Origin of the sequence: Halovivax limisalsi, from assembly GCF_023093535.1 — an archaeon.
Classification (GTDB): domain Archaea; phylum Halobacteriota; class Halobacteria; order Halobacteriales; family Natrialbaceae; genus Halovivax; species Halovivax limisalsi.
Genome location: NZ_CP095757.1, coordinates 565554 through 583820 on the forward strand (window position 1 = coordinate 565554; position 18267 = coordinate 583820).

The 18267-nt window shown below is 68.2% G+C and carries 8 protein-coding genes; 4 read left to right on the plus strand and 4 right to left on the minus strand.

Annotated elements, in window-relative coordinates; genetic code table 11:
• The first annotated feature begins 210 nt into the window (after positions 1-210).
• The 3 genes from MXA07_RS02420 to MXA07_RS02430 all read left to right on the plus strand — a co-directional run bounded on the left by MXA07_RS02420 (position 211) and on the right by MXA07_RS02430 (position 3785).
• Positions 211-2307, plus strand: coding sequence for a PAS domain-containing protein (locus MXA07_RS02420; RefSeq protein WP_247730464.1), 2097 nt, complete (start codon positions 211-213; stop codon positions 2305-2307).
• 141 nt (positions 2308-2448) lie between these two features.
• A complete protein-coding gene (locus tag MXA07_RS02425) occupies positions 2449-3108 on the plus strand; it encodes a response regulator (protein WP_247730465.1) in 660 nt (219 codons plus the stop codon).
• Complete coding sequence (locus tag MXA07_RS02430; protein ID WP_247730466.1) at positions 3105-3785, plus strand: RAD55 family ATPase; 681 nt, start codon at positions 3105-3107, stop codon at positions 3783-3785. Before MXA07_RS02425 ends, MXA07_RS02430 begins: the two co-directional genes overlap by 4 nt.
• Positions 3786-3848: 63 nt before the next feature.
• Here MXA07_RS02430 and MXA07_RS02435 read toward each other — a convergent pair whose 3' ends face one another.
• Positions 3849-11537, minus strand: coding sequence for an outer membrane protein assembly factor BamB family protein (locus MXA07_RS02435; protein WP_247730467.1), 7689 nt, complete (start codon positions 11535-11537; stop codon positions 3849-3851).
• Positions 11538-11863: 326 nt separating this feature from the next.
• Between MXA07_RS02435 and MXA07_RS02440 the strand changes: the two genes are divergently transcribed.
• Positions 11864-12856 carry an ornithine cyclodeaminase family protein gene (locus MXA07_RS02440; protein ID WP_247730468.1) on the plus strand — a complete coding sequence of 331 codons (993 nt, stop codon included), beginning with the start codon at positions 11864-11866 and terminating at the stop codon, positions 12854-12856.
• A gap of 52 nt (positions 12857-12908) precedes the next feature.
• On the opposite strand, the gene MXA07_RS02445 is transcribed toward MXA07_RS02440, so the two are convergent.
• From MXA07_RS02445 to leuS, 3 genes are all read right to left on the minus strand, one after another.
• Positions 12909-13388, minus strand: coding sequence for a cupin domain-containing protein (locus tag MXA07_RS02445; RefSeq protein ID WP_247730469.1), 480 nt, complete (start codon positions 13386-13388; stop codon positions 12909-12911).
• 765 nt (positions 13389-14153) lie between these two features.
• A complete protein-coding gene (locus MXA07_RS02450) occupies positions 14154-14969 on the minus strand; it encodes a YqjF family protein (RefSeq protein WP_247730470.1) in 816 nt (271 codons plus the stop codon).
• Positions 14970-15146: 177 nt separating this feature from the next.
• Complete coding sequence (leuS, locus tag MXA07_RS02455; protein ID WP_247730471.1) at positions 15147-18167, minus strand: leucine--tRNA ligase; 3021 nt, start codon at positions 18165-18167, stop codon at positions 15147-15149.
• Between the last annotated feature and the right edge of the window lie 100 nt (positions 18168-18267).

Here is an 18267-nt window from a genome sequence, read left to right on the forward strand (position 1 = left end):
CTCGCTCACTTCGATCGCGTCGAACCGTGCCTTCTTGGAACCACTCGCTCGGCGATGCTTGCGACCTTGAATGTCAAGCAATGTTTCGTCAAATAACTTCCTCGCCGGACCCGTACTGCCTTTCAAACCGGCAAACTGTGGAATATAATGCTGTTTCGGGCCCCTAGCTACTAATGTCGTGACTGTCTTTCAATATAGAGATAGACCCCCATGGCAAAATCTGCGGTCTTTCGAGCGCTCTTCGAGGAACTGGACGAGGCGATCGCGATACTCGACCCGGAGACGGGCCGGTACGAGCGCGTCAACTCTCGGTATGCGGACCTGGTACGGACCGAACCGACGCAGCTCGAGGGTGTGACGGTCGTCGAGCACGCGGTCGATGATCTCTCACTCGATCGGGAGCTGATTGTGGCGGGCCTCGATGCGGCCCGTCGTGGCGAATCGCGAATCGTCGAGTTCGAACTGGCGTCCGGTGACGGGAGTGGCCGACCGGCCGAACTCGAACTCGCGCCGTTCGACTCGAGCGGGATCGATTCGATCCGGGCGACGCTTCGGCCTCGGTCGGTCCAGTCGTCGGCGGATGAACCCGGTGACGAGGCGACCCAGCGCCTCGAAGTCGCGCTGGCGGGCACGAACACGGGCGTCTGGGAGTGGGACATGGAGACCGACGACGTGGTCTGGACCGAATCGATGGAGCGGCTGTTCGGCCTCGAACCGGGGACGTTCGAGGGAACGTTCGAGGCGTTCGCCGACCGCGTCAAGCCCGACGACTTGCCGAACGTGGAGGCGGCGATCGAGCGGGCCATCGAGCGCGACGAGATCTTCCAGATCGAGTATCGGATCCAGCGCGACGACGCTGAAGAGCGCTGGGTGTACGCCCGCGGCGAAATTCGCGAGAATCGATCGGGCGGAAAGCGGATCGTCGGCATCGTCACCGACATTTCGGAACACAAAGCGAAGGAGGAGGCGCTGGCGCGCAAACAGCAGCAGTATCGCGAACTCGTCGATCGGCTCCCCGAGGCCTACTACACCTTCGATTCCGACTGGACGTTCACGTACTGCAACGAGGTGCTGGCGGACCGATTCGACACCGCGCCCGAAGAGATCGTCGGCACGGGCGTCTGGGAGCAGTTTCCCGCGATCGAAGGGACGGCGCTCGAGGAGATGTTCCGCTCGGTCATGGAGGCGGGCGAACCGGCCTCGTGCGAGTACCACGCCGAGGAGTACGGCTTCTGGGCGGACGTGCAGGCCTACCCCTACGAGGACGGGATCGCGGCCATCTCCAGGGACATCACGGAGCGCAAGGAGAAACTGTCGATGGTCCTCGATACGATGCCGCTCGTCTACTACGAGATCGATACCGACGGAATCTTCCTCCAGTGTCGGGGCAAGGGCCTGGAGACGCTCGACCTCCAGTCCGGGGACCTCGTCGGGCGCTCCGTCCTCGATCTGTACGCCGACCAGCCGGAACTCACCAGGGCCGTCGAACGGGCGCTCGACGGCGAGGAACTGTCGCTCACGCTCGAGGTCGACGGGAATCACTTTCAAACCCAGTACCGGCCCGTCGTCGAAGACGGTGAGGTGACGAGCGTCATCGGCATCTCGATGGACGTCACGGAACTCGAACGCCAGCGCGAGCAGCTGGAGTTCTTCAACTCCATCCTGCGCCACGACGTGTTGAACGGCATGACCGTCATCGGCGCCCGCGGCGAGATCCTGGCCGCCGAGCTCGACGGAGAGCTGGGACGCCACGCCCAGACGGTCGTCGACTGGTGTACGACGACGACCGAGGTCACGAAGCGAGTCCAGCGCGTTATCGAGACGCTCACCACGCCCGAAGAGCGCCTCGACCTCGACGAGGTCGACGTCTCCGCCATTCTCGATCGAAAACTGTCCGAACTCGAAACCGCACATCCGGAGATGACGTTCGCATCGGACGTCGCGCCCGGTCTCGAAGTCCGGGCCGACGAGCTGTTGTCGGAAGTGCTCGGCAACATCCTGCTCAATAGCATCGAACACAACGACACCGACGACCTCTCGATCGAGGTGACCGCGGAAGCCACAGGCGATCGAGTGCGCATCGAGATCACCGACGACGGACGCGGCGTCGACGACGGTCGCAAGGAATCGATCTTCCGGCGCGGCGAAACCTCCCACGCCAAGGAGACCGGCTCCGGCTTCGGCCTCTTCTTCGTCGACGTGATGGTCGAGAAGTACGGTGGCGACGTCTGGGTGGAAGACGCCGACAGAGAGGGGGCCCGATTCGTCCTCGAACTCCCGCCCGCGACTGCGGAGGGACGTCCATGAGGCACGGCCATCGCCGTTCGCACCGTCCGGAACGGAGCCGACGATCCGTCGTCCGATCGGCCGGGCGACCCGGCGGCGGGCGTCGACTCGCGCGAACCAAACTTCCAAGGCGTCCCGGAACGGAGGATGTGAGGAATTAGCATGACTGGCACGGACCCCCCGGTCGTCGCCATCGTCGAGGACGAGCCGGCCGTCGCGGAGAGCTACGAACTCTGGCTGGACGGCGAGTACGAGATCAGGCGCGCGCACGACGGGGCCGAGGCGCTCGAGGTGGTCGACGACGACGTCGACGTCGTCCTCCTCGATCGGATGATGCCGGAGTACTCCGGCGCGGAGGTCCTCCAGGAGCTCCGCGAACGCGGGATCGACTGTCGCGTCGCGATGGTGACGGCCGTCGAACCTGACTTCGACGTCGTCGAGATGGGCTTCGACGCCTACGTCACGAAACCGCCCACGCGGGAGGGCCTGCGCGAGACGGTCTCGAAGCTGCTCTCCCGGGCGTCGGCCAGCGACGAACTCCGGGAGTACCACTCGCTGATGGAACGTCGCAGCGCGCTCGAAGCGGAGAAAACGGCCGAAGCGCTCGACGAGAGCGAGGAGTACGCGGAGCTGCTCGAACGGATCGAATCAAAACGGGCGGACGTGGACGACGGACTCGGCGACATGGACGACGAGGTCGACTTCGTCGGGGCCGTTCGCGAGATCGAATCGGGAGCAACCCCGCCGGATAGCGCAGACGGTGACGCCGCCGACCGACCGATTGACGACGCAGTACCCGACGACTCGGGGGCAGGGGAATGACGGAGAAGTCTGACGGCCTCGTGACGGGCTACGCCGTCTCCGAGGTGTTGCCGGCGGAGACGATCGATACACTCGACCCGGGGACGAACGTGGTCGTAGTGGGGCCGTCGATGAGCGGGAAGCGCTCACTCGCGCTCGAACTGCTTGCAGCGGGGTACGAGGACGGTGAAGGTATCCTCTGTATCACGACGACGCGAACGAAGCGGATCTACGACGACCTGAAGCGCTACGTCCCCTCGCTCGAAGAGGACCGAATCGGCGTCGTGGACTGCTCGGGATCGGAGAGCCGGTCCGCGATCGAGCAGATGACGGAATCCGTCCCCTCGCCGGGCGACCTGACCGGCATCAGCATCGGAACGGCGAAGCTCTTCAAGCAGTTCAACCGCCAGGGCATCTCGGACATCCGCTACGGCCTCATCTCCGTCTCGACGCTCCTGCAGTACATCGACATCAACACGGTGTTCAAGTTCCTCCACATCTACACCAACCGCGTGAGCGAGACGGACGGGCTCGGTATCTACACCCTGAACGACGACACGCACGAGGAGCAAACCGTCAACACGATCAAGGGGCAGTTCGACGTCGCCGTCACCCTCCGCGAGACCGAGACCGGCGACCTCGAGTGCCAGGTTCGCGGCGCTGGATCGGGATCACGGGGCTGGCACCCGATCGACTAGGGCGGCCCGACCTGCCCGAGGACGATCGTGACGGCGGCTCGATTCGAACGGCCAACCCAGCGATCACGATCGGTCGGTCCCGACGATCAACTGGTGGATCGCGGTGACGTCGGCGGGCGTGACGGTGCCGTCGTCGGTCAGGTCGGCGCACGCACCCTCGAAGGGATCGGGCTCGAACCCGGCGATGTGGCGCTGCGTGAGCGTCGCGTCGAGCGACGTCACCGCTCCGTCGCCGTCGACGTCACCCGGGCGGTCGCAGACGTCGGGGTCGACGATCTCGACGGTCGCCGAATTCGCGTCGTCGTCGCTGGCGACCGTGACGGTGCCCGTCCCGACGTCGGTCGCGTCGGTCTCCCAGCGGAGCTCGACCGTCGCCCAGCCACTGACCGCGAGCGTGATGTTCGTCGCGTCGACGACCGTTCCGTCGAACTTCGAGAGTTCGATCGGCTGGGTCCCGACGTCCCCGCCGACGTTCTCGACCGTCGCCGTCACCGCGAGGGACTCACCCGCCGCGACCGGCGCGTTCGTCGTCACGTCGGTCACTCGGAAGTGGGCACTCGATGATGGCGAGACGGTGACGGTCCGCGTCGCGGAGTGGTTGGCAGTCGAAACGCGGGCCTGGTACGTCCCGGCATCTCCCGAGTCGGTCGGCCACCGAAGCGTCTCGGTTGTGGATTCGTTCGGCACGAGATCGACCGTCACCGCGTCGACCTCGTCGCCGTCGATCTCGAGCGTGACGGACTGGGTGGCGGCCGCGTCGCCGACGTTCTCGAGTTCGGCGACCACGTCGAGGTACTCGCCCTCGGTCACCGGCTCGTTCGTCGTCACGTTCGTCAGGCGGACGTCGGGCCCGTCCCCGGGCGCCTCGACGGTCACGTTCACCGCGGCGGACGACCCGTCGGTCGCGACGGAGAGGGCGTGCGTGCCGACGTCGCCGGGTTCGGTCTCCCAGGTGAGGGCGACGGTCCCCGTCTCGTTCGGGGCGAGGGTGCGTTCGACGCTATCAACCCGTTCTCCGGCGACATCGAGCGTCACGTTCCGCGTCGCGTCGTCGGTGCCGACGTTCGCGACCTCCGCGGCGACCGAGACCGCCTCGCCCGCGGTCACCGGCGTCTCGGCCTCGACCGCGACGAGTTCGAACTCGCCGGCCGGCGGCGGGGTGACCGTCACCGGCCGCGTATCGACGGCCGAACTGGACGCGACGGTCGCCGTGTGATCGCCGTCGTCGCCCTCGTCGGTCTCCCACGCCAGCTCGATCCGGCGGGATTCGCCGGGTGAGAGGCCGAGTTCGGCGTCATCGCGCTGGACGCCGCCGACGGACAGCCCGACGCGGTCCGTTCCGGCTGCGGCCCCGACGTTCGCGACGTCGACGCCGACCGAGAGCGTCTCGCCGGCCTCGACCGGCGCGTTCGTCTCGGCTATCTCGACGTCGAAGGCCGGGTCCGGTTCGTCGGTGACGACGTGGCCCAGACTCTCCTGTTCGACCCGCGAGCCCTCGCTCGACCGATTTCCAGCGACGTTCATCGCGTAGAGCGAGCCGTCCATCGAGCCGACGTAGAGCGTACCGTCGTGGACCGTCGGCGAGGAGAACGTCGACGCGTTCGTCGGCGCTCGCCATCGCTCCGTCCCGCTCGCCGCGTCGAAGGCGTAGACGGCGGGCCGTTGCGTGCCGACGTAGACGATGCCGTCGGCGACGGTCGGCGAGGAGACGAACAGCTCGTCCTGTTTGCCGAAGCCCGTCGACCACGCCTGGGATCCGGTCGCCGCGTCGAGCGCGAAGACGGCACCCTGATCCCCGTCCTCGTACCCCGTCCCCACGTAGACCGTTCCGTCGGCCACCGTCGGCGACGAGTACACCGCCCCGCCCGTGTCGAACAGCCAGGCGCGTTCGCCGCTCGTCGCGTCCAGCGCGTAGAGGTGGCCGTCGTACGAACCGACGAACGCGGTCCCACCGACGACGGTCGGCGAGGCGGTGACCGGTGCACCCAGGTTCGAACGCCAGCGCTCGGTGCCGTCCGCGGCGTCGAACGCGTGGAGGTACCCTTCGCCCTCGTTCGTGCCGTAGGATCCCACGTAGACCGTGCCGTCGACCACGACCGGGGACGATTCCGTCCCGCCGTCGGGGTAGGCGCTCCAGACGACGTCGCCGGTGGCCGCGTCGAGCGCGTAGAGCACGCCCTGCGACGCCGCGTACACCGTTCCGTCCTCGACCGTCGGTGAGGACAGGACCGGCCACTCGGTCCCGTGGACCCACTCGACCTCGCCGGTCTCGGCGTCGAGCGCGTAGAGGCCGTCCGCGCCGCCGGCGTAGACGTGCCCCGACGCGGGAGCTGCGGCCGGCGAGGCGCTGACGGAGCCGCCGACTTCGGTCCGCCACCGCCGTTCACCGGTCGCCTCGTCGATCGCGTAGAGGCCGCCGTCGTTCGAGCCGACGTAGACCGTCCCGGCATAGATCGTCGGCGACGACCAGATCGCGTCGTCGGTCGCCGCCCGCCAGCGCCGCTCCCCCGCGCCCGTGAGCGGTCGATTCACCGCGACCGACTCGGTTCCGAGGTCGACGCGGATCTCGTATTCCCCGCCCGCGCTCGGCAGATCGACCGCGATCGGCACCGTCGCGTTCTCGCCGGGGTCGACGTCGACGACTGCCGCGCCGACCGGCCGGTCGACGACCGACTCGCCCGTCACGCGCACCACCGGGACGCCGACCGCCGGGTCCGCACCCGCGTTCGACGCCGTCACCTGGATCGTTCGCGCTTCGCCGACGCCGAGCCCCTCCGGAATCGCGACCGATTCGATCGCGAGGTCGTCGGAGCCGACGCTGCCGTCAGTCGACGCTCCTCCGTCGTACCGTCCATCAACCCCGTTCGCCCCGACGCCGACGGCGGTCACCGCGCGAGCGCTCGAGCCGCCCGCGGCGACCTCGTAAAGCACCGCCGATCGGTTCTCGGGTGCCGCGACGTCGATCGTCACCTCGCGCGTCTCGTTCGGCGCGAGGTCGATCGTTCGGCCGCCGTCGTCCGCCCCGTCGGCCCGGAGCTCGAGCCGAGTCCTCGTCGGAGTCGCCCCCTCGTTTTCGACCGTGGCCGTCACCGGCACGGTCTCGCCGAGTTCGACGCGTTCCGGCGCGACCGCGTCGGTGACCGCCACCGTCGGCGCGAGCGACGCGTTCAGGGTCGCGCTCCCGGCGCTGGCGAATCGAACGGACCGCTCTACGGGCTCGTACCCCGGTTTCGAGAGCCACAGCACGTGCGGCCCGCCGGGGACGTCGAGCGCGACCGTCCCGTTCGAATCGCTCCGGTGGGTCGGGTCGGGCGAGTGAGTGAGGACCTCGACGGTCGCGTTTTCGACCGCCTCGCCCGTGTGCTCGTTCCGGACCGTCACCGAGAGCGACGCGATCGCGGTCGTTTCGACGGCCGTGACTTCCTCGACCGCGACCGCCGCCGGCCGGCCGGTCGCGTCGTCGCGGACGACGAATTCGAGACGCTGGCCCTCGGAGACGTCCGCGAGGTCGACGGTGAGCCGATCGGACGTGATGGTTCCGCTCGCCGGCGCCGGCAGCGTGATCGCCGCGGAGCCGAGGTCCTCGCCCGTCTCGAGATCGCGCACCTCGATCGTCGCGTCGGCGTCGATCGGCCCGCGATTGCTCGCGAGGACGCTCGCCGTCGCCGCGGTCGACCCGTTGTAGTGCTCGATCGCCTCGTACCGAATCGGTTCGTGAACGTCGAGTTCTGGAGCGAAAAATCGCGTCGCGACGTCGGCGCGGCGCGGCTGGCTCGCCGCCGGCCCGAGCGTCTCTTCGGGATCGATCCGGACCCGATCGACCGCCGACGTGTCGAACGAGTCGGTCGTGATCGCCACGTCGACGGTCACTCGCTCGCCCGCCGGCACCGCGTCGATGCGCTCGTCGACGCTCCATTCGTCGCCGTCGCTAACGCGAACGGGCACGCCGGCGGCGTCGACGCCGCCGCGATTCTCGACGACGACCGAGACGGTCCCGTTCGTCACCGTGCCCGACTCCGGCGAGACGAGTCCGTCAACGCTGGCGACGGCCAGGTCGGGGGTACCGAGGCGCAGCGAGGCGTTCCGGGCGTACCACTCCGACGCGGTCGATTCGTTCCCGCCGACGCTCACCGCGACGCGCCCCTCGTCGGGCACCGTGACCGCGAGCTGGAGGTCGCGGGACTCGTTCGCCGCGAGCGGATCGACCGGTTCGGTCACGAGCACGGTCTCGCCGTCTGTGATGACGAGCGACGTCGCCTCGCTCTCGACGGCGCCGGCGTTCCTGACGGTCGCCTCGACCGTGACCGCCTCGCCGGCCGAGGCGTTCGAGGGCCCGTCGACGTCAAGGTCGAGCGCCGGCGTGAACGCGACGGTCGACTGGAACAGGTCGGTGCGACCGTTCGCGTTGGGCTCTCGAAGGGTGTAGACGGACGCGAGTCCGTCGCCCGTCGAAATGGAGTCGGCGTGCAGGATCGAGGCGTTCTCGTCGAAGCCGGTCGTCACCCGGCGCTCGCCGCTCCAGCCGCCCTCGCTGGCGCGTCGGTAGAACACGTCGGTGGACGTCTGGCCCTCGGGCGTCCCGCGATAGGTGGCGACCGCGTCGGCACCGTCGCCGGTCACCGAGAGGTCCGCGATCGACGCCATTCGGACGTCGGTCGAGAGGCGATCGACCCCACTGGCGTTCGCCCGTTCGAGGACGTAACTCTCGTTGCCCCCGCGCGCCCAGAGGAGTTCGCCGCCGCCGACGTCGTGGGCGGCGTACTCTTCGATCGCGTACTCGTGTGCGCCCTCGCTGTCGAACCCGTCGTCGTCGATCGTTCCGTACGTGATCGCACCCGCGTTCAGGCCGTCCTCGGCCGCGTAGGAGGCGAGTTCGACGGTGCCGTTCGAGTCCGCGCCGAGGGCCGGCAGGGAGGCGTTCTCGATCGCGCCTGCGGATTCGACGCTCCCGTTCGAATCGAGCACCCGGTACTCGATCAAGGCGTTTTCGAGGTCGAGGCGATCCGAGTTCGGGTGGTGCTGCCAGGCGACGACCCAGCCGTCGGCGGTCGCTTCGAGCACGGGTGCCCGGTCCAGCGCCCCGTTTTCGGTGAGGGGCTCGGGCTGGCTCCAGGCGTCCCCGTCGTACTGGCTCGCCACGATCTCGAATTCGGCGGCGGCAGCGTCCGGATCGACGAACGCGTCGACCGGTTCGTCGAGCCTGGTCCAGACGGCCAGCAGTTCGTCCGAGTCGGGGGCCGATCGGATCGTCGGCTCGATGTCGTGGCGGTCGTCGGCCGTGATCGCGACCGGCTCGGCCCAGCCTGACGCCTCGTCGTACACCCGGACGACGACGTCGTGTCCGTCGGCAGTCTCGGCGTCGTCGGACAGGCGACTCCACGCGACGGCGTGCCCATCGTGCGTTTCGGTGATCGAGGGTTCAGTGTCTGCGAACGGGCGATCGGTCAGCCGGATCACCTCCTCGCTCGCCGCGGTCGAAAGCGCCGTGTCGGTGGTGCTGGCTGACGCATCGCCGTCGGACGTCGACGACTCGGTGTCGATCGAACCCACGCCCGGCAGCACCGTCGATCCGCGGGCGTCGCGAAGCGCGAGGCCCGACCCGCCGGTCGCGGTCGCGCTGTCCCAGGAGTGATCTCCCTCACAGTAGAACGGATCGTCGGTACTGGTCGGAGCACGCCAGCCGGTCGAACCACTGCCGTCGAGCGCGGGTGCGGCCGCGTCGGGACCGACGTCCCACGTGTCGGCCCACTCGGCACCGCACTCGAACTCGCCCTCCCACAGTCCCCAGAACGTGATCGATCCCTCGACGCCCACCGCACCGTCGTGAGCGATCGTCTCGACGAACACCGGTTGCTCCTGGCTGGTCTCGACGCCGATGTCCAGGAACGCGCCCGCGTCTACCGATGCGCCCAACGCCGACAGTTCCGCGAGGCCACTCGCGTTCCCGGTCGCCGCCTCCGTCCGTTCGACCAGCCCGAAGTCGTCGTCGAGTACCTCGACCGCCGACAGCCCGAGCGAGCCGGTCACCTTCACCTCGAGGCCGCCGATCCCGGCCGCTTTGAACCGCTCTCCGGTGCTGAGAAACGGCGGTGACCAGCTGACTGCTGCGCTCTCGTTGCGAGAGCCGCCGAGAAAGTCGATGCCGTCGAAGTCGAGCGACTCGCTCCCCGACGCGTCGATTCCCCGCCCGGCGACGGTGATGGTGGCACCCCGATCTCGTTGGCCCCGTACTCCGCCGTCCGGGACGGTGGTCTCGACGATCGTTCGATCGGTCAATCGGACCTCCAGCCCCTCCTCGATGCCCGGAACGCCCGGAATGCCGGCCCAGGTGAAGACGAATCCGTCCTCGTGGGGATGCCAGTCGAAGGCGTCTGCGTGGCGAAGTTCGCAGGTTTCGCCGTCGGGCCAGTCCCCCTCGAGCGGGCACCACTCGCCCGACCCGGGCTCGGCGTCGTACAGTTCGTCGAACCCCTCGATCCAGTCTGGTTCGCGCGAGATCGCCCCGTCGGTCGTCGTTTCGAACGTCTCGCCGTCTTCGTATTTGGCGACGATGTCCACGTTGGCGTCACCGTCGCCCGTGCCGAACGGGTCGATCGCGACGCGGAAGTCGTTCTCTCCGATGGACTCGGCTTCGACGCCGTCGACCGTGACGCCGTCGAGCGTCCGATCATCGTGGAGCGTCTTCACCTGATAGTACTCGTCGACCTCGTCGGTGAACCACGCGTCGGGGAGCGCGCGCGTGATCTCGAGGCCGCCGACGGTGACGTTCTCGCGGTGGACTTCGCCCTTCAGCGGGCCGACCTCGTAGACGCCGGCCTCGTCGAACGCGTGGACGATTTCCTCGCCTGCGAGTACTGTCCCGTCGTCGAGATCCCACTCGAGTTCGTGGTCCTCGAGCGCGACGAACGGATCGCAGCCCGAGATGGTCACCGGTTCGCCGACCTCCGGATTCTCGGGGGTGATGGAGATACCCGGCTCCCAGACCGGGACGTTCGGGTCGTCCTCGCCGTGGTCCTCCTCCGGCGGTTCCGGCGGCGGGGGGAACAGCCCGTTCGGGCCCTGGTAGAACCGCCCGCATGGCATCCAGGTGTGCACCCAGGCCGGGGCCTTCGGCACGTCGTACCGATACACCCGGAGGTAGCCCGGTGAGTCGAAGTAGGGGTATCCCTCGAAGGACATGTACTGTATGTACTCGCCGTCAGCGACCGGCTGACTCTCCCAGACCCCGTCTTGACCGGAGATCCCCGTACCACCGTCGCCGTAGATTTCGACGCCCTCGATGGGCATCGTATCGGAGAACAGCAGGGGCGAGTCGGCGGAGGGGGGTGCTGGCTGGTAAAATACTGACGTCAACCGATCCGACGCCCCGTCACCCGCCGGCACGGTGACGAAGCCGCCACCGGCCGGGATGTCCACTGAGCGTCCGTCGATTGCGTTAGCTGCCGCCTTCCCGACCCTCATCACCGGCGGCTTCGTCGGCGTCTCGTTCGGAACGGCCGGTGCAGACGCGAGGGGCGGTGCCACGCTGACCGGCCCGGCCTCGACCCCGGCAGTCCGCTGTACGGTGCGATCATCAGCCGTCTGGACGCTGTCGTACGAACCTGCGTCCGCGGTGGACGAGTCGCCGAGTCCCGCTCCGTGGTTCGACGAACCGGCCGCAGCGACGGCCAGTCCGAACGATCCGACGAGCAGGCAGACGACGCTGCAGAGGATCAGTCCCTCCAGGACGGTCGTGTCGCCGCGCTCACTCACGGTGACCACCGAGCACGCGTCGGTCGATCGCACCCCGGCGACTGGCGTCGATGGCGACGACTCGATTCCCCCGGTACGTAGGCGACACCGACGAATCCCGGATGCTAATACCCATGCGACCCGTGCGCTGGTCTCGGGTAAAACTTTATCTTAGTAATAAAGAGATTTAATTTTCTGCAGTTGATTGGGGCGGGGCTGCGACGTCGGGCGGTGCGGGAGCGTCTCGCCGCGGCGCAGTCGTTGCTCCGGCGATCGATCGGCGTGCGACGGGGGCGACCCGGTCCGATTCGGTACGTACTAAGTGCTGGCACGCACGACTCTTCCGCATGCACACGCTGCTCCTCTCGGACGAGGACGTCGACACCTACGCCGACATGCCGAGCGTCATCGACGCGCTCGAAGCCGCGTTCGCGGCCTACCAACACGGTACCGCCCAGATGCCGGCCAAATCCTACGTCGACCTGCCCCAGTACAACGGCGACTTCCGGTCGATGCCGGCCTACCTCGCGACCGACGAGTGGGACGCCGCGGGGCTCAAGTGGGTCAACGTTCACCCCGACAACCCTGACGATCACGATCTCCCGACGGTGATGGGGACCATGATCTACTCCGACCCGGAGACGGCCTACCCGCTGGCCATCATGGACGGGACCGAACTCACGATGAAGCGCACGGGTGCGGCGGCCGCCGTCGCGACCGACCACCTAGCGGTCGCGGACGCCACCTCGCTGGGGATCGTCGGGGCCGGCGTCCAGGCCTACACGCAACTCGAGGCCATCAGCGAGGTTCGCCCGATCGAGGAGGTCGTCGTCAGCGACCTCGACGACGAGCGCGTCGAGCGCTTCGTCGAGACCTTCGCCGACCGGTTCGACGTCCGCGGCGGTTCGATCTCGGAGGCCGGCCACTGCGACGTGCTCTCGACGGTGACGCCCGTCGAGGAGCCCATCGTCGGTCCCGACGACGTCGGCGAGCGGACCCACGTCAACGCGATGGGCGCCGACGCCGAGGGCAAGCACGAACTCGCCGACGACCTCCTGCTCGGCGCGACGATCGTCATCGACGACCACGAACAGTGCACCCACTCCGGCGAGATCAACGTCCCCTACCACGCGGGGACGCTCACGGACGACGACATCTACGGCGAGATCGGCGAGATCGTCGTCGGCGACCGCGCGGGTCGGACCGCCGACACCGGCGTGACGGTCTTCGACTCGACCGGGCTGGCCATCCAGGACGTCGCCGCCGCCCACGTCGTCTACGAGGAAGCTAGCGACCGCGAGGGCGGCAGCCCGTTCGACCTCGTCGGCGCCGGCAACTGAACGCAGCGACCCGGCGTCGACGTAGCGGGGCCCGACGCAGACTGGGACTTCCTCACGAGGGTTCGACTTCGACCGCGACCTCGCCGCACTCGGTACAGACCCCCTCGAACACGGCGCGCTCGCGGTCGAACTCCAGATCCTGCAGCGTCTCTTCCTCGCAGGTCGGACACGCGCGCCGGTACTGGATCTCCCGGCTCCCGCGCGGGGCGCCGAGGGCCAGCAGCGTCGCCCGTTCGTCGTCCCGGTTGGTGGCGAGCTGGAACTCGTCGGGCCCGAAGCGGATCGCCTCGCCTTCGCCGACCCTGACGTCGCCGTCTTCGGTTTCGAACGTGACGGTCCCGCCCGTGACGACGAAGACCTCCTCCTGGTCGCGGTGGCGGTGGTAGTCGAAGCCGAGCTGGCCGTCGGGCTCGATCTCGGCGTAGTTGAGCGCCAGCTCCTCGGTTCCGAGGGGTTTCGAGAGCCGACGGTAGACGTCGGCCTCGGCGATCGACGGGCCCGCACCGTCCTCGCGAATGTCGACTCGCTCCATGTCTCCCCGGTCGCAGGCCGGCGAAATAAAGTTACGTCCGGGACGCGATCCTCGGACCGGTGACGTCGTTCGATCGCGTCGCGGTCCCTGGCTCCGGTGGACCCCGCTCAGTACGGTGCCCGCGCCCGCCGCGGGATCGAGGCGGTCATCGTGAGTTCCGGATAGTACTGGACGATCGGATCGTTGCCGGCCCGGCACAGTGACGATCCGGAGCACCGGGCGTCGCTCACCCTGCCGTGTTCGGCTATCGAGTCTCGATCTCGACCCCGAGACGTCTTCGTTGGATTCGGTCCGGCTACGGACCACCTGGTAATAGATACATCACGCCGAAAAACGGGGCAACGGTACACAGTGGAACTCCAGATCGGTACGGAAGTTAGCACTGCGGCGAGCGCTGGCAGCGTGAACTTCTATACCGGAGGCAGGGGAGTCACACTGGAAGACGTAACTATCGAGCAGTAACGATAGATCCGTCCCCGATGTGGCGCTGGTCAGTTATTGGATGCATCGATGGCGGGTTGAGTTGGGTTTCCGGGCTTCGGATTCCCGGGCACAGTGACTCTCACTCGACGTGGATCGCCGGGCGGAACGGCTGCGCCCGGTCCGCGTTCTCGTCGTCCTGGCCGACCCCGTCGGTTTCCCGGAAGTCGACTCCCCCCATGCAGTGGCGATCGCAGGCCGACGGAATAACGCTCCGCCGCAGTCGGAACGATCGAACGGGATGACCGCAGACTCCGTCGCAGGCTGTGGCCCCGGGTCGTCCGCTTAGTACGGAACCCGCATCCGGCGCGGGATCGCGGCGGTCATGGCTAGCTCCGGACAGTAGTGAGCGACGGGCTCGGCGTCGGGTTCCGGCAGGTCGTTCGCCGCGAAGAGGCCGTTTTCGTGGAGCGTGATCGACGCGGACTGCAGCGGCCAGGGCGCGTGGGCGACTTCGCCGACGAGGACGGTCCCCCGGGGTCGGCTCCCGTCGCCCCACCCGTCGGGCGCGAAGAAGCGCCGCCGTTCGGTGAGCCAGGCGTCGCGGGTCCCCGGCTCCGCGAAGCTGATCTCGTCCTCGGGCTCGTAGGTCACGGTGAAGTGCGCGTCCGGCTCGCCGACCGATTCGCGCGCGCTCGCGAACGAAACCTGCGAGCCCTCGTCGGGCACGCTCCCCTCGCTCCGGGAGACGTGCATCCGCGCCCGCCGGACGGGAAGTCGAGTAGCCCGGCCTGCGAGCGTCGCGATGGCCGCGTTGCCCACGTCGACGCTGAAGAAGTACAGGCCCGGGTCGCCCCGGATGGAGACGTAGGTTCGAACGTTGAGTTCGGCGAACGTCGGCCGGAGGATCCGCGGCGTCCCTCGAAGCCCCGCGTTCGCGGCGACGAACGGGACGATACTCACCCAGGCGCTGTCGTCGTACGTGTCGAGCGTGAGGGGGTCCGGAACGTGCGGCCGGAGGGCGTCGGGTTCGATCGGCCAGTGACAGAAGAGCCCGTCGCGCCAGGTGAGCCTGAAGGGGTGGGGCAGTCGATAGTCGCTCCCCGCGGTGTGCACCGGGGATCGGTCCGTCTCGCGCAGGGGTGTGTCACCGCGGCTCATGTGATCCGTCCGACGGCGACGGCCAAAAAGGCCCGTGACGCGCTGCAGCGGCTGTAATCGTCACGAATCGGGGATCGTCATCGGCCGATCGATGTGGCCTCGAGGGGCCGCCTCGAGCGCCGGCTGCGGTAGTCGATCGGCCCCAGCGCGGACCGTCACCGTTCGCCGCCCGACCCCTCACTCGATGCGGATCGCCGGGCGGAAGGGCTGTGCCTGCGCCGCCTTCCCGTCGGCCTCGGCGGCCGCATCGCCCTCCGCGTACACCTCGACGGCGGCGTCGAACTCGACTTCGAGGAACGCCGCGGCGTCCGCGTAGACCGACCGCTCGTCGATGTCGGAGAGCGTCGCGAGCCTCTCGTCGTCGCGCTCGCGGACGAACGCGATCAGGTCGCCGACGAGGTCGTTCACCGCGTCGCCCCGCTCGCGCAGTGTCTCGCTTTCCATGACCGCGCTCATGACCCGTCCCTGGTCCGGGCCGACCTCGACGACGGTGTCGAACACCTCGCGTTTCCAGTCGGCGGCCGTGTAGACCCGGATCGTCTCGGGATCGGTTTCGGTCACGTCGACGATGTCGCGGACGTCGTCGACGAGGTCGCGAATCAGGCCCTCCGCGGCGACGACCGCGTCGTCCTCGAACTGCGGGACGGGTTCCGGCCACGGGACGTCCTCGGCGGGGTCGCCGGCGAGACGCTCGTGGAGTTCGTTCGCCATGAATGGGACGAACGGCGCTAGCAGGCGAAGGCGCGTTTCCAGCACCGTCCGCAGGGTAACGCGTGCGCCAGGCCTGTCGAGAGCGGCCCGCCGCCGGTACCACGTCAGGTGCTCCTCGAAGCGGTAGAACGCGGCCTGGCTCGCCGTCCGCGTCTCGAAGTCCTCCATCGCGTCGGTGACCTCGCGGACGGTCTCCTGGAGTTTCGCGAGGAGCCAGCGGTCGATCCGCTCTAGGTCGCGGTCGGTGGCGTGCGGGTGCGGCCCGCTCGCAGCGTCCGCGGGCCGTCGCTCCCCGCGTTCGCCGGAGTCCGCCGCGACCAGTTCTTCCGCGCGGGTCCAGAAGCGTTCGAGCTGGTCGCGCGTCGAACCGACGGCCGCCGCGCGCCAGTCGAAGTCCTGCCACGGTTCCGCGCTGTTACACAGGAAGAAGCGGACGGTGTCGGCCCCGTAGCGCTCGATGGCCTCGTCGGGGAGGACGACGTGCCCGCGCGAGGAACTCATCGACTCACCTTCGAGCAGGCCCATCCCCATCACGGTGATGCCCTCGGGCCACTTCGCCGGCTCGAACAGCTCGGCGTGGTGATAGAGGAAGAACGTGAGGTGATTCGAGATGAGGTCGTTGGCCGAACAGCGCACGGAGACCGGGTACCAGTACTCGAACTCCTCGCGCAACTCGAGCGCGGTATCGTCGGGGTCGTCCGCGGCCGCAGGTCCCAGCAGCAGCGTGTCGAAGAAGTCCCGATCGAGCGCTTCGACGGGGACGTCCTCGATCAGGTGGGCGATCGTGTAGTAGGCCGTGTAGATCGTCGAGTCCGAGAGGGGTTCGATGACGAACTCGTCGTCCCAGGGCAGCCGGGTGCCGAGGCCGTAGTTTCGGATGCAGGGCCACTCCTCGAGCCAGTCGACCGCGTGGTCGTACTGGGGCTTCGTGTTCTCGGGAACGGCCGCCAGGTTCTCGATCGCCCGGTGGGCCTTTTCCTGCCAGTCCGCGTCGTTGTAGCGCAGGAACCAGGTCTCCTGTTCGGCGACTTCGACGTCGCCGCCGCAGCGACAGATCACCGCCTCGGCGAAGTCGTACATCGAGTCGAACGCACCCCGTTCCTGGTAGTGTGCGTCGAGGTCGTCGCGGACGTCCGCGACGACCTCGCCAGCGAACTCGCCGTAGCCTTCGAGCAGTTCGCCCCGGTGGAACTCGCGGTTGTACAGCTCCTGGGTGGCGTCTTCGATCGCCGATTCGTCGCTCGGCTCGACGTCGCGTTCGTCGGTCGACCCGACGCCGTTTTCGTCGAGTTCCGGGTCCACGCCGTGGTCCTCGAGGGCCTCCTTCGCCGGGTACTCGCCGTAGCCCTCGACGGTGAGCACCGGTCGGGGCTCGATCGTCCGGATCTCGTCGGGATCGAGGCCGTACTCGGCGAGGTCGTCGGCGCGGTCTTTCGCCGCCTCCAGGGCGATCCAGTCGTCGGGCGAGTGGGCGGGGACGGACATCACGACGCCCGTCGCGCTGTCGGTGTCGACGAAGGACGCGGGGAGGATCGGAATCGCTTCGTCGGTGACCGGATTGCGGACGCGCCCGCCGACGAGGGCCGACCCGTCGAACGAGGCTACGACCTCGACGTCGCGCGCCTGGAGTTCGAGTTTCTCCGTCGCCTCGCGGGAGACGATCCAGGTCTCGCTCTCGGCCGATTCGGATACGCCGGCCGATTCGTCCGCTTCGTCGCTGCCCACCCGGGCCCGAACGTACTCGGCGTCGGGATCCACGAACGCGTTGGTCACCCCGCGGACCGTCTCCGGTCGCAGGGTGGCCATCGGGAAGACGACCCCGTCACCGGCTTCGCCAGGCGCGTCCCCCTCGAACTTGACGAGCGAGTACTCCTGGAACTCGGCCGTCTCGCCCTCGTAGATGTCGTGGGTGGTGACCGGCTGCGCCTCGTTCGTACAGTAGTTGACCGGGTGCAGGCCCTTCTCGAGGAGGCCGCGCTCCCGGAGCGTCTCGTACTGCCAGGCGATGAACTTCGAGTAGCGCTCGTCGCTGGTGGTGAACTCCCGGCGCCAGTCGATCGAGAGGCCCAGCTGGCGCATTCCCGCCTTGTAGTGGTTCTCGATGAAGTAGCGAGCGAAGCCCATCGGCGTCTCGAGCTCGGCCAGGTCCGCCTCCGGAACGCCGAAGGCGTTCTGCAGGCTGTCGATCTGGTGTGGGTCGCCCGCCTTCAATCGCTCGACGGCGCCGACGATGGGCGTGCCCGTCACGTGCCAGGCGATCGGAAAGAGCACGTTGTCGCCCCGCTGGCGCCGGTAGCGGGCGTAGACGTCCGGCACGGTGTAGGTGCGGGCGTGGCCGATGTGCATCCCGCCGTTGGGATAGGGATACGGGACCGTGACGAACGTAACATCCTCGTCATCGCGCTCGTCGGGGTCGGCCTCGTACCGACCCGACTCGGCCCAGCGCTCGCGCCACCGGGCCTCCAGGGTCTGCGGATCGTAGCTCATAGCTTCTCGTCACAGATTATTGCGGCTATTATAAGGCAGTTTGCACGATCGTCGACTCTGCGATTTTGGCTGCGCCGGTCGGCGGCTCCGATCGGGGGCT

Bases quoted from the DNA above. Each gene is read 5' to 3' on its own strand.
- MXA07_RS02420 (WP_247730464.1), top strand. From the start codon at position 211: ATGGCAAAATCTGCGGTCTTTCGAGCGCTCTTCGAGGAACTGGACGAG.
- MXA07_RS02425 (WP_247730465.1), top strand. From the start codon at position 2,449: ATGACTGGCACGGACCCCCCGGTCGTCGCCATCGTCGAGGACGAGCCG.
- MXA07_RS02430 (WP_247730466.1), top strand. From the start codon at position 3,105: ATGACGGAGAAGTCTGACGGCCTCGTGACGGGCTACGCCGTCTCCGAG.
- MXA07_RS02440 (WP_247730468.1), top strand. From the start codon at position 11,864: ATGCACACGCTGCTCCTCTCGGACGAGGACGTCGACACCTACGCCGAC.
- MXA07_RS02445 (WP_247730469.1), bottom strand. From the start codon at position 13,388: ATGGAGCGAGTCGACATTCGCGAGGACGGTGCGGGCCCGTCGATCGCC.
- MXA07_RS02450 (WP_247730470.1), bottom strand. From the start codon at position 14,969: ATGAGCCGCGGTGACACACCCCTGCGCGAGACGGACCGATCCCCGGTG.
- leuS (WP_247730471.1), bottom strand. From the start codon at position 18,167: ATGAGCTACGATCCGCAGACCCTGGAGGCCCGGTGGCGCGAGCGCTGG.